Origin of the sequence: Salinisphaera sp., from assembly GCF_035690525.1 — a bacterium.
Classification (GTDB): Bacteria; Pseudomonadota; Gammaproteobacteria; order Nevskiales; family Salinisphaeraceae; genus Salinisphaera.
Genome location: NZ_DASSKM010000003.1, coordinates 1 through 12,258, shown reverse-complemented (window position 1 = coordinate 12,258; position 12,258 = coordinate 1). Strand labels below are relative to the sequence as shown.

At 65.8% G+C, this 12,258-nt stretch carries 10 protein-coding genes; 6 read left to right on the top strand and 4 right to left on the bottom strand.

The genetic code is table 11. The features are described from left to right. Together VFJ08_RS00220 and VFJ08_RS00215 are read right to left on the bottom strand one after the other, a co-directional pair. The coding region (locus tag VFJ08_RS00220; RefSeq protein ID WP_324993939.1) for a LamG-like jellyroll fold domain-containing protein at nucleotides 1-2,561 on the bottom strand (2,561 nt) is incomplete at its 3' end. Nucleotides 2,562-2,824: 263 nt separating this feature from the next. Beyond that, nucleotides 2,825-4,105: a right-handed parallel beta-helix repeat-containing protein gene (locus VFJ08_RS00215; protein WP_324993937.1), complete on the bottom strand. Its 1,281-nt coding sequence runs from the start codon at nucleotides 4,103-4,105 to the stop codon at nucleotides 2,825-2,827. A 47-nt stretch (nucleotides 4,106-4,152) separates the two neighbouring features. On the opposite strand from VFJ08_RS00215, the gene VFJ08_RS00210 reads away from it, so the two are divergent. After that, nucleotides 4,153-5,883 carry a methyl-accepting chemotaxis protein gene (locus VFJ08_RS00210; protein WP_324993935.1) on the top strand — a complete coding sequence of 577 codons (1,731 nt, stop codon included), beginning with the start codon at nucleotides 4,153-4,155 and terminating at the stop codon, nucleotides 5,881-5,883. A gap of 88 nt (nucleotides 5,884-5,971) precedes the next feature. On the opposite strand, the gene VFJ08_RS00205 is transcribed toward VFJ08_RS00210, so the two are convergent. Next, nucleotides 5,972-6,742: an META domain-containing protein gene (locus tag VFJ08_RS00205; RefSeq protein ID WP_324993933.1), complete on the bottom strand. Its 771-nt coding sequence runs from the start codon at nucleotides 6,740-6,742 to the stop codon at nucleotides 5,972-5,974. A 102-nt stretch (nucleotides 6,743-6,844) separates the two neighbouring features. Between VFJ08_RS00205 and VFJ08_RS00200 the strand changes: the two genes are divergently transcribed. Continuing rightward, on the top strand, nucleotides 6,845-7,228 hold the full coding sequence (locus VFJ08_RS00200; RefSeq protein WP_324993931.1) for a hypothetical protein: 384 nt from the start codon (nucleotides 6,845-6,847) through the stop codon (nucleotides 7,226-7,228). 19 nt (nucleotides 7,229-7,247) lie between these two features. On the opposite strand, the gene VFJ08_RS00195 is transcribed toward VFJ08_RS00200, so the two are convergent. Further along, entirely contained in the window at nucleotides 7,248-8,033 is a 786-nt protein-coding gene (locus tag VFJ08_RS00195) for an enoyl-CoA hydratase/isomerase family protein (protein WP_324993929.1), read from the bottom strand. Nucleotides 8,034-8,206: 173 nt separating this feature from the next. Between VFJ08_RS00195 and surE the strand changes: the two genes are divergently transcribed. The 4 genes from surE (at nucleotide 8,207) to VFJ08_RS00180 (ending at nucleotide 12,100) form a co-directional block, all read left to right on the top strand. Then, entirely contained in the window at nucleotides 8,207-9,034 is an 828-nt protein-coding gene (gene surE / locus VFJ08_RS00190) for a 5'/3'-nucleotidase SurE (protein ID WP_324993927.1), read from the top strand. 106 nt (nucleotides 9,035-9,140) lie between these two features. Further along, complete coding sequence (locus tag VFJ08_RS00185) at nucleotides 9,141-10,247, top strand: histone deacetylase (RefSeq protein ID WP_324993925.1); 1,107 nt, start codon at nucleotides 9,141-9,143, stop codon at nucleotides 10,245-10,247. Between the two features lie 270 nt (nucleotides 10,248-10,517). Beyond that, nucleotides 10,518-10,691: a DUF2256 domain-containing protein gene (locus VFJ08_RS15665; protein WP_349256917.1), complete on the top strand. Its 174-nt coding sequence runs from the start codon at nucleotides 10,518-10,520 to the stop codon at nucleotides 10,689-10,691. Next, complete coding sequence (locus tag VFJ08_RS00180; RefSeq protein WP_324993923.1) at nucleotides 10,688-12,100, top strand: DASH family cryptochrome; 1,413 nt, start codon at nucleotides 10,688-10,690, stop codon at nucleotides 12,098-12,100. Before VFJ08_RS15665 ends, VFJ08_RS00180 begins: the two co-directional genes overlap by 4 nt. Nucleotides 12,101-12,258: the final 158 nt, after the last annotated feature.

Here is a 12,258-nt window from a genome sequence, read left to right as displayed (position 1 = left end):
GTATGCCCGTTCGCCGGATCGCCCGGGCAGTAGCTGGCCATGCCGGCCAGGCTGCCGTCGACATACAGCTTGAGCCGACTGTGATAGGCATCGCGCACACCGACCAGGTGATACCAGCGTCCGGTGGCCGGCGAATTGCGGCCCAGCGCCCGCACGCTCGCCGAACTGAAGGCGAAGCGGTCGTCGGCGTCCGAATACTGGAGGAAGAACTCGCTGTGGCTGTCGCCGTCCTGGCTGACCGCGGTATGAAAGCCGTTCTTGTCGTCCAGCCAGACCCAGGCGGCCACGCTGTAGTTCTCGGTGGTGTCGAGCAGGCTGGCGCCGGTGTCGACGTAGTCGTTTACGCCGTCGAACGACAGCACCGGTTGATTTTCCCCCGCGATCCAGGTCGGCCCGTTGACCAGCGTCGCCGGATGGCCGAAGCCGGACTGGTCGGGTACGGTCGTGCCGCTGCCCTGGTCCAGGGCCCAGAAGCCGACCCCCACCAGCCCCGGCGTGCCGGGCGGCGGTTGGCTCGGCCGGGTGACTTTGCCGGAGGCGGCGATGGCGGCCTCGTTGGCCTCGCGCATGCGCTTGGCATCGAGCTTGAGCACGCGCCGGTCGTAGGTGAAAAAGCCGTTGATCTCGGTTTCCACGTCGGTGGTCTGGGTATAGACGATCGCCGACAGCCCGCAGCGCGCGATCAGCCGCTCGGTCTGGTCGAGCAACTCGACATAGCGATCGGTGAGTTCGGCCTCGCTGTCTTCGGTTTCGTAGGCGTGGTTGCCCTCGGTGGTCCACAGATGACCAGGTTCGAGTAAACCGAGTCCGCCGAATTCGCCGATCACCGAGGCGCGGTTGTCCTCCGGCTGGGGCGCCGGGCCGGGGCCGACATAGTTGTGGTAGTCGAGGAAATCGCCGTCGTCCATGCTGCAGCCGCAGACGTTGGAGCCCGACATTTGGTTCGCCAGCCGGCTTGGGTCCCAGCGCTTGACCTCGTCGGTTACGCGGGCGGTATCGAAGCGGCCCCAGCCTTCGTTGAACGGCACCCAGACGACGATGGCCGGATGATTGCGATGTTCGTCGATCATCTGTTTCAGTTCGACCTCGAACTGGGCCTGATCGTCGGGCGAGGGCGGCGGGTCGAGCCGCATCGCCGGCATGTCCTGCCAGACCAGCAGGCCGAGCTTGTCGGCATAGTAATACCAGCGCTCGGGCTCAACTTTGATGTGCTTGCGCACCATGTTGTAACCCAGCGCCTTGGTCTTGATCAGGTCGAACTTCAGCGCGTCGTCGGTGGGCGCGGTATAGATGCCGTCCGGCCAGAAGCCCTGATCGAGCGGGCCGATCTCGAACACGAACTCGCCGTTGAGCGCCATGTGCGGCTGGCCGTTGACCGTTTCCAACGCAATCTTGCGCATACCGAAGTAGCTGCCGATTTCGTCGAGCGGCCGACCGTGGCCATGCCCATGCCCCCGGCCGTGTCCATGGCCGTGCCGATCGTGGATTCGCACGGTCAGATCGTAGAGAAACGGATCGTCCGGCGACCACAGGCGGGCGTTCGGTACCGCCAGGGTGAGTTCGTCGCCGGATTCGCCTTGAGTCCGGCCGACAATGCGCCGGCCGTGACGGGCGATCGCTTCCACCACCACGCTTTCATGGCCGCCCACCTCGACTGTGAGCCGCAGTTCGCCGGCGTCTACGTCCGGCGTCATCTGCAGCCGGCGGATATGGGTTTCGGGCACCGGCTCCATCCATACGGTCTGCCAGATGCCCGAAGCCGGCGTATAGAAAATGCCGGCGGGGTTGTTGAAGTTGGCCGCGCGTTGTTTGCCGAGCGGCTGGCCGCCGTTCTCGCTCGGGTCGTGGACCGCCACGATCAATTCCTGTTCGCCGTGCGGCCTACCGGCGGGGTTGGTGATCAGATGGTCGGTGATGTCGAACGAGAAACGATCGTAGCCGCCCTGATGCCGGCCGGCCTCGTGGCCGTTGACCCAAACCCTTGTTTCGTAGTCCACGGCGTCGAAATGCAGCAGCAGGCGCTGCCCGGCGCCATGACCATGTCCGCGCTCATGCCGCCCATGCCCATGTTTGTGTCCGCTGCTGATGTGCCAGTCGTGCGGGACCACGAAGCGGCGTCGATAAGTCAGATAAGGCTCTTGACGCAGAATGCCGGACAGGCCGGATTCGACCGGAAAAGGCACCAGAATGCGCTCAGCCAGATCCTGGCCGGGGTTCGGCGTGGCGGTTTCGGTGGCCGCGAACTGCCAGACCCCGTTGAGATTGACCCAGTGCCGGCGCGTCATCTGCGGGCGCGGATAATCGACATGCACGTGGCGCGGATCGACCGTGCCGGTCCAGGGCGTATCCAACGGCGGGTCGACCAGTTTCCAGCCGGTTTCCATCGGCTGTCGCTGGTGATGGGCCGGAATCGTGGCGCGATCCGGGCCCGCCGCGGCCTGCGCCAGACGGGAATAGGCCGGTAGGCTCAGCAGCGCGGCGCCCGCCAGGCTGCCGCCACTGATTTTAAGAAAGTTCCGCCTATCGGAACTATACGTACATTCATCGCTTTTGTTTTGCATTTGTCTCCCCATTTACAGGAGACTCTATTGGTAAGCACGAATATTCCCGGCGCAATCCGACCAAGGGCGAAGCCGCGTCGCCTATAAACGACAGTCACGCGGCTACACTACGCAGTCATTGAAATATAGGCAGCCAAACATTTTTTCGCGGCGGCGCGGCACCGGGCGAAAATGGCCACCGATCCAGCTATGGTTCCATAATACGGAACAAAATTGATCGGTGGGCCCCTAATAGGCGGTATTGGCTGGCGAGCGTTCGATTGTCAGTTTTTCGTAACGCCCGGCGCCTCACCGCGGCCGAGGTCGGGATCGGGCGCCGGGGCGTCGCGGGTGATCCGCTGGTTGTCCCGGAGGATGGCGGTCCCGCCGTCGCGCATCTTGATCGGGCCGCTCACGCGGTTGCCGCGAATCATGCCGCTGCTTTGACGAAAGCGCGACTCGATCGCGCCCGTGTGCGGGCCGTTACGCAGCACGGTGTTGCCTTGGATCAAAAAACCCCGGGCCTTGTTGAGATAAATGCCGGCATCGTCGGTGTCGTGGATGACGTTGTTGCGCATCACGCCGCCCCGGGTCTCGTAGCGGGTGTCGCCGTTACGGAAATAGACGTCGCCCGTGCCGCCGCCGCCGAACGATAGGCCGATGAAGCTGTTTTCGACCTTGTTATCGGCGAACACCGGATTATGGGCGTTGCCCTTGGCGAAGGCGGCATAGGCCGGCCCGCCGTCGGCGCTAAGGATGTTGACGAAGTGATTGCCGAGCAGATGCCAGCCGTTGCCGGCCACGATGTCCACTCCTTCGACCACGCTGCGCTGCCCGGTGGTGGTAAAGCCGATCCAGCAGTTCTCGATCGTGCCCCGGTCGGAGTAGGCGGCCGGGCCGCTGGCGTTGGTGGGGCTGGTGACCTTGAAGCCGGATTCGCCGTTGTCGAGCGTGCGTACGTTGTCCGCGGTGAAGCGGTCCGAGTCGTTGTTGATCTGCACGCCGTGGTAATAGCTGTCGCGTAGCGTGAGATTCTCCAGCGTGATGTCGTCAGCGTTGTTCAGGCGCACGTTCACCTGCAGGCTCGGCTCGTCCATGCCCGGGCCGCGGATTACGGTATCGGCGTAATTTTGGGTTGCGCCGCTGATAGTCAGATCGTGCTTGCCCTGAATCCGGATTGCCCGGCTCTGATGATAGACACCGGGCTCGAGAATGATCGTCTCGCCCGCGTGGGCGTTGTTGATCGCGGTCTGCAGGCCGGCCAGCGACGATACGGTGACGTGCGACGAAGACGCGGCCGGCGCGCAACCGCTGGCGAGCAGCAGGGCCAACAGGGGAACAACGCGTGAAACGGGGGGGCAATGGGGCATGAAGCCGGACCTTTTTAAAGATGATTCGATCGAACCGGTCCCGGCGCCGACCGCGCCTGTTTTATCCCCCGCGGTGCGCATGAAATCAGGTTTGGCCGCCGCGGGCAACCGCGCCGCTTCGAGCACCGCGCGCTCGAGCGGATCGCTCAAGCATCGGGCCGCGCGGCCGATAAACAGCGTGTAACGCGCCGCCATCGGCGATCGGCATCCGGCAATCGGCGGCGACACGGGGAGAACACAACGTGCTGAATATCAGAAAGAGCGTGCGGGCCAAGCTGGGGCTGGGCCTGGGACTGACTTTCGTTCTGGTCGCCGCACTCGTTGCCGTGTCCCTGTGGTCGATTACCACGGTCAATCGGGCCACCACCGAAATCTATCGAAGCAGCACGATCGGCAGCGCGGCGATCGCTCGTACCCAGGCACTGCTTTCGGGGCTGAACGGCGATATCAAGATCGCGCTCAATTCCTCCGGTCAGTCGGCCAACGTACGCGATCTGCCGGATGAGATCGCCGCGGTACGCAAGCAGTTCAAGGCCGCTTGGGCGAACTATTACCCGTCACGGGCCGGCACCGGCGAGGAAGCGAAAGCGGCCGAGAAGGCCCAGGCCGCCCTGACGGCGATCGACGACGCGCTGGGCCGTTTCGTCGGCGCTATCCGCAACCAGGGGGTGCTCGGCGCGGCCACGTTCTACGGCATGTCGCTGCGCCCGCCGCTCGATAAGGTCAACAGCGAACTGGACGCGCTGGCCGGTTTTCAGCACAAGGCCGCGGCGCAGTCATTCGCCCAAGCGCAGCATGCCGCCCATCTCGCGCGTTTGGGCATGGCGGGCTTCGGCGCCGCGGTGCTGTTGGCGACCCTGATCGCGATGGTCTGGCTGACGCGCATGATCATGCGCCCGTTGGGCGCGGCCCGCGGTTTCGTCGAAGCCATCGCGGAGGGCGATCTCGGTGTCGTCATACGCAATCCTTACCGCGATGAATTCGGCACGATGATCGGGGCCATCGACGCCATGCGCGAGCGACTGGCGCAGGTGGTGCAGCGGGTACGCGGCCACGCGGAGTCGGTATCGGGCGGCGTCGGCGAGATTGCTTCCGGCAACGAGGAGCTTAGCGCCCGGACCCAGCAACAAGCCGCCAGCCTCGAGGAGACCGCGGCCTCGATGGAGCAGATGACGGCCACCGTGCGCCAGAATGCCGACAACGCCGCTCAGGCCGATCAACTGGCGCGCACCGTGCGCGATCAGGCGCATTCGGGGCGCGACGTGGTCGGCCGCGCGGCCGGCGCCATGCAAGCCATCGATGCGGTCAGCCGGCGTATCGCCGAGAATATCAGCCTGATCGACGACATTGCCTTCCAGACCAACCTACTGGCGCTCAATGCCTCGGTCGAGGCCGCGCGGGCGGGCGAGCAGGGGCGCGGCTTTGCGGTGGTCGCCTCCGAAGTGCGCAATCTGGCCACCCGCAGCGCCACCGCCGCCAAGGAAATCAATGCGCTGGTGGCGGACAGCGCGACCAAGGTCGCCGACGGTACGCGCGAGGTCGGGCGTTCCGGCGAAACTCTCGAACAGATCACCGGCAGCATCAACCAAGTCAGCGACGTGGTCGCCGAGATCGCGGCGGCCGGCAAAGAGCAGACCGGCGGTATCGAACAGGTCAATCAGGCGGTCACGCAGATGGACGGCATGACCCAGCAGAACGCCGCCCTGGTCGAGGAATCGGCCGCGGCCAGCCGCTCGCTGAGCGAGTTGACCCGTGAGCTGGCCGCCGAAGTCGCCTTCTTCCGCCTCGGCGGTGAAAATCAAACCGTCGCCGAGCCCGGCGTCGAGGCGACCGACGAGGCGCCGGCGAGCGCGCCCGAACCCGCCCGTCGTCGCGGCGACACCGCGGCCGCGAACGTATCGTCGCGTCCGGCGGCCGTGGGGCCGGCCGTGCCGCCGAACGAGGACACCGAGTCCGATTGGGCGACCTTCTAATCCGCTGGAAAGCTGATTTGACGCTTATTCAATCTGCGTAAATCTGCGTTCATCTGCGGATAAATAACTTTAAAAGGTGGAAGTTGCTCTAGGTCGCGGCGCGGAACACGGCCAGCGGCGAGGGGTCGCGGTCCGAACCGTAGAGCAGCAGGAAATTTCCCAGCGTCTCGAACCGCTGTGTACGCCGCAGGGCTTCGCGCATCGCCTGTTCGGTGTCGGCCCGGTCCGGGCAGGCCCGGCGCGTGGTTGCTATCCGTTCGAGGTGTAAGCGGTCGTTTTTGCGCTGGTAACGCGCCATCAACCGATTGCAGCCGGTCGAGCCGGTGACCCGATGGGTATCGTCGTGGAAGCGGATATAGGCCGGCGAGGCGCCGGGGCGATCCGGTGCATCGGTCAAAATCCAGCGCGGCCCGGCCAGGCGGCGCTCGGCCGGCCCTTTGGTTCGCGCCAGCGTGTAGTGGCCGTTGGCGACCGGGTGGCCCTGTGCGTCCAGCGCGATCAGTTCATCATGGCTGTTGATGCGCCAGAGGCTGGTGAAGCGCGAGTCGGTATCCGACGGTGTGAGTTCGAGCTGGTCGAGCGCGTCGCGCACGCGCCAGTGGCCGGCCTCGATCAGATCGCTTACCGCGCGGTCGCTGTGGTAGTGCTCGCGCAGCACGTACACATGATCGGCCGCGAGCGATAGGCTGTAATCGATGCCCGCGCAATCGGCGCAAGGCAGCGTGCCCCGGTAGTGCGCCGGTAGCGCGCCGAGGCCGGGCGAGGAGCCGGGACGATGGGCGCAGCCGGCGGCGGCGAGCACCGCCAGGCCTAGGGCTAAACCGGCCAGACGGCGGTAGGCAGAGAAGACGTGCGCCATGACGAAGGTCCTACGATCAAGCGGGTCCGCGCCGGCATGTTACCAAGCCGGGTATAGTAGTGGTCCGACTCTGTAGTGGCCCGACTTTCAGGACAACGGATCATGACGCGACGACTGTTGATGTCGGTGCTGGCCGGCTTGGTCGGTTTGGCCAACTTGGCCAGCTTGGCCGGCTGTGCCTCGGATCCGCATTCGCCCATGCGGGCCGCTTACGATGACTATTGGTCCTGTGCGAGCCGTGCGGTTCGGCCTTATATCGACCAGCGCGAGCTGACCTCCCGCGAGGCGGCCATGCGCGCCCAGGCTCACTGCAATGCGAGCTATCGAAAGTATCGGGACATGCAGATTGCCGTGGTTCGAAGTGCCGTGCCCCCCGATAGTTACGACATGGCCGATCAACTCGGCGCGCAGCAGGCGCTGGTCTGGCGCCGGCGCGTGACCCAGGCGCTCGACGACTACGTCCGCCGCGTGCGCTCCGGCTCCTGAACCGAGGCCGGCGCATCGATCAGCGTTTCTTGCGGTTGAGGAAGGCGTTCATGATCTCGCGCACCTCGGCGCTGGCCAGCCGTTCGCCGAAGACCTCGGCCTCGCGCTCGATCTGGTCGATCAGCGTATCCGTAGCCATGCCCTGGCGGAGCAGGCGCTTGCTGGCGGCCATCGCGCCCGGCGGCTTGGCGGCCAGTCGCGTGGCCAATTCCCGGGTGCGTTCGGCCAGGTCGGCCGCCGGTACGCGGTAAGCGATCAGACCCAGGCGCTCGGCGTCCGCGGCGGTAAGCGTATCGCCGGCCAGCAGTAGGCGCGCGGCGTTCTGCCGGCCCAGCAGCGCGGGCAGCAGCCGGCTCGAACCCGCTTCGGGAACCAGGCCGAGATCGATGAAGGCGGTATAAAAGCGCGCATCGTCGGCGGCCACGACCAGATCGGCGTGCAGCAGCAACGTGGTGCCGATGCCGGTGGCCTGACCCTGCACGGCGACCACGATCGGCTTGTCGCATTCGATCATGTGCCGGATAAAAGTCAGCGCCGGGCCGGTCGCGCCGGCGTCGCCGGACGACAAATCGACATGGGCGAAGTCGGCGATGTCGTTGCCGGCACAGAACATCTCGCCTTCGCCGTCGAGCACGATAACGCGCACATCGGGATCGTCGCGGCCGGCGTCCAGCGCGCTCGTCAGATCGTTGTACATCGCCCGCGTCAACGCGTTGCGCTTGTCGGCGCGGTCGAGCGTGATACGCAGGATATGAGCGTCGATGGCGGCGCGGACGCAGCCGCTCTGCAGATCGGGTTGGGCCATGAAAACCTCGTGAAGCGGTGGGGTATGTTGGATACTGCACCGTATGTAAACCGTTACCGTAGCGTCCGGCAAGTCGGCGATGGTCGACGGGTCATGCCCTCATCGTCCGGTTACCGTAAGTCGGGCCAAGGCGCTAAGCTGGGCGTCTTTTGCGAAGCTGGAGACATGCTTCGATGAAACTCGAACGTATCGTCGTCACCAACGACGACGGCATCGGCGCGCCGGGGCTGGCCGTGGCCGAGCGGCTGGCCGGAATGCTGGCCGACGAGGTCTGGGTGTTCGCGCCGGCCACCGACCAGAGCGGCATGGCGCAGGCGTTGTCGATGCATCATCCGCTCAGGGTCCACGAGCACGGCGGCCGGCGTTATTCGGTGACCGGCACGCCGGCCGACTGCGTGATGGTCGCGCTCGGCGCCGGGCTGATGGGCGGCGCGCGGCCGGGTCTGGTGCTCTCGGGCGTGAACTGGGGCCATAATTTGTCCGATTCGGTGATGTATTCCGGCACCGTCGGCGCGGCGGTGGCCGCCGCGCATTTCGGCTTGCCGGCGATCGCGCTCAGCCAGGCCTTCACCGATTGCCGCGCTTTCGATTTCTCGGTCGCCGAAACCTGGGCGCGCCCCGTGATCGAGGCGCTCTGGGCTGCGCGCGACCCGGAGGACGACCCGCACGGTAACGCGTGGAACATCAATTTTCCGATGCGCGATCCGGCCACGGTCGCCGGTTTGCGCTTCACGCGTCAGGTCGGCGGCAGCATGATCGCGCCGCGGCTGGTCGAGCAGCGGGATTCGCGCGGCCAGGCTTATCGCTGGATGGCCTTCGAACGCGGTCTGGAGCGGGTCGACCATGCCGATTCCGATGTGGTGGCGCTGCGCGACGGCTATGTTTCGGCCATGCCGCTCAAGCGCGAGCGCTGCGACGAGGCGCGTCTGGCCGCGATCGGCGTCGGGCGCGAATGGGCGCTGGCGCCGGACGTGTCCACGGCCGCGCGCAAATCGCGATGAATGCGTCGCCGCGCATCGCATTCGTCGCCGTAGTTGTCGGCGCCGGCTATCGCAGCGCCGGCTCGCGACGCTATGCTGCAAATCGGCCCGCACCGAAGGATAACGCGTGATCGGCGACCGCGACGTAACCGTGTTTTACGACCAACGCATGCTTCGGCATCGGCCGCAGGCCGAGGAGCCGTTCCTGCCCGGCCGCATGAACAGCCGGGTGCGCCATATTCTCGACGGCCTGGGGATGCAGGCGAAGTGGAGCTATCCCGAGCATCCGGGGCGGGTGATCGCGATCAACGATCTGCTGCACGCCGAGCCGGTGCCCGGCGTTCGCTTCGAGGCCGGCCGCGCCGCGACCAAGCGGCAACTCCAGCGGGTGCACACAACGTCGTATCTCGAGAGTCTGCATCATCTCAAGGGCAAACAGGCCTGGCTGGACGTCGATACCACGGCGGTTTCCGCCGGTAGCCTGGAAGCCGCTGGAGTCGCGGCGGGCTCGGTGGTCGCCGCGGTCGACGCCGTGTTCGAAAAACGCACCGGTTCGGCGTTCGTGGTGTCGCGTCCGCCGGGCCATCATGCCAATGCTGTGCGTGCGCGCGGTTTTTGCCTGTTCAACAACATCGCGGTCGGGGCCGCGCATGCGCAGGCGTGCTGGGATGCAGAGCGCGTGTTGATCGTCGACTGGGATGCGCATCACGGCAACGGCACCCAGGATATTTTCGCCGCCGATCCCGGCGTGCTTTTCTTCGATACCCACCGCGCGGCGCCATTCTATCCCGGCACTGGACGTATGGAGGACATCGGCGAGGGGCTGGGCGAGGGCGTCACGGTCAACGTGCCGCTGCCGGGCGATGCCGGCGACCGCGCCATGATCAAGGCCTTCGAAGAGATTCTCGTGCCGGCCGCCGCGTGGTTCAGGCCGGACCTGGTGATGGTTTCGGCGGGCATGGACGCGCATATCAACGAACTGTGCCTGACCATGACCTACGACGGGTTCAGCGCGCTGACCGGCATCGTCCAGCATCTGGCCGATACTTACTGCGACGGCCGGCTGGTGATGGCGCTGGAAGGGGGTTACAACCCGGAAACCTTGGCGCGCTGCACGCGCAGTACGCTTGAAGTCATGGCCGGCGGCGCGCCGAGCCCGCTGCGCGAGCCGGGCGTGGCCGAGGTCGCGGAGATCGCCGAATTCCATCGCTCTGCCTTCGCGGATATGAAATGAGCGTGGCCCACGGCGAAAACGCGACGCGCCGCGCGCAAACCGCCGGCTGACACGCCGCCCGTCGCCCCTCAAGTCTAAAGCAACGGCTGTGATCTGCATCGGCTGGCCGGGGCACGACGTATAAATCGTTATTCCCACGGCTTGCCGCGGGCACCTTAACAATGGGATTTCCAAAGGGGCGTTAGCTCTCTTCTTGGGCCGACCGCGGTTTCATTCCGCACGGTCGAAAGACATCCAATTCAGCCGCAGTCCGGTTCGGGTCCGGTATTCATGTCTCGAATGCGCAAGAAGGGCGATCTACCTCGAAAAACGTGCGTTCGCTGCGGCCGTGTTTTTGTCTGGCGGCGCAAGTGGGCGCGCGACTGGTATCGGATCAAATACTGCAGCAAGGCCTGCCGCTCGGCGCACAAGTCGATCAGGGCGGGCGATGGAGTGGCGAAATGAGCCGCACGATCTGCTGGTTCAAAAACGATCTCCGTGTCGACGACAACCCCGCATTGGCGGAGGCCGCGCGCGCCGGCGCCGTACTCGCGGTGTATTGCGTCGACGGCGGATTCGCGGCCGACAGCGCGTACGGCGCGCCCAAGCTCGGCGCGCACCGCCGCGGTTTTATCGGTCAGGCGCTGGTCGCGCTCGGCGTACGCTTGCGCGCGCTGGGCGTGCCGCTGGTGGTGGCCGTCGGTGAACCGGAAAACCTGCTCGTGCGCCTTGCCAAAGCCAATGGCGCCGATTCGGTCTGGACGGCGGCGGAAACCGCGCCCGAGGAAGCGGACCAACTGACCCGCGTGCGGGCCGCGCTGCGGGGTATCGATGTCGCGCTGCACGCCACGCGGCCCAATACGATGCACGACCGCGCCGATCTGCCGTTCGATTTGGATGACATGCCGCGTGTGTTTACCCGCTTTCGGCGCCGGATCGAGCGCGCCGGCCGGCCGACGCGGCCGATCGCGGCGCCGAGCCGGGCGGCCGGTCTGGATCCGGTCGATTACGCCGGCATCGAAATCTTCGATCCGGCGGACTGGTCGCCGACCGGAACATTGTTCGTCGGCGGCGAGCCGGCCGCGCAGCGGCATCTGGCCGATTATTTGTGGCGGTCGCAGGCGGTGACTCATTACAAGCAGACGCGGGGCCAGCTCACGGGGGAGAATTTTTCCTCCAAGCTGTCGCCGTGGCTGGCCAGGGGGTGTCTGTCGGTGCGGCGCATCGCGGACGAATTGGCGCGCTTCGAATTGGAGATCGCGGCCAACGAATCCACTTATTGGCTGGTGCTCGAACTGCGCTGGCGCGAGTTCTTTCATTGGGTGCTCGCCCGTCACGGCGGGCGTCTGTTCGCCCGCGGCGGCCTGCTGCAACGCCGCGACCGGCCACGGGCGACCGAGGCGGCCGTGATCAAGGCGTGGCGCAGCGGGCGCACCGGCATGCCGTTCGTCGACGCGAACATGCGCGAGCTGGCCGCGACCGGCTATATGTCCAACCGCGGCCGCCAGAATGTGGCCAGCTATTTCGCCCGCGAACTTCGCCAGGACTGGCGCTGGGGCGCGGCCTGGTTCGAAGCGCAATTGATCGACTACGATGTCGCCAGCAACTGGGGCAACTGGGCCAACATCGCGGGTGTGGGTACGGATAAGCGCGACCACGGCTTCGACGTGCTGGCCCAGGCGCACTACTACGATCGCGATGCCGAATACGTCAGCTACTGGCTGCCGGAACTCGAAGCGCTACCGCGAACGCTGCGGCATACGCCTTGGCTGGCCGACGCCGACGCGCTCGCCGCCACCGGCTATCCGCAGATCGCGTGCTTGCCGGCCTGCTGGCAGGGGCTGGCACGAAACGGCACCGGCGCCTCGATCTAGTTACTAATTCTTTTCCAGACGATCGATCAGGTTCACTACCTGGTTCTGGAGACCGCGCGATTCGTCACGTGTCAGTTCCATGCGACAGAGCATATCGGCCTGAATATGCCGGGCTTCGGACTTGAGCTCCCGACCGCGCCCGGTCAGATGAATGAGCA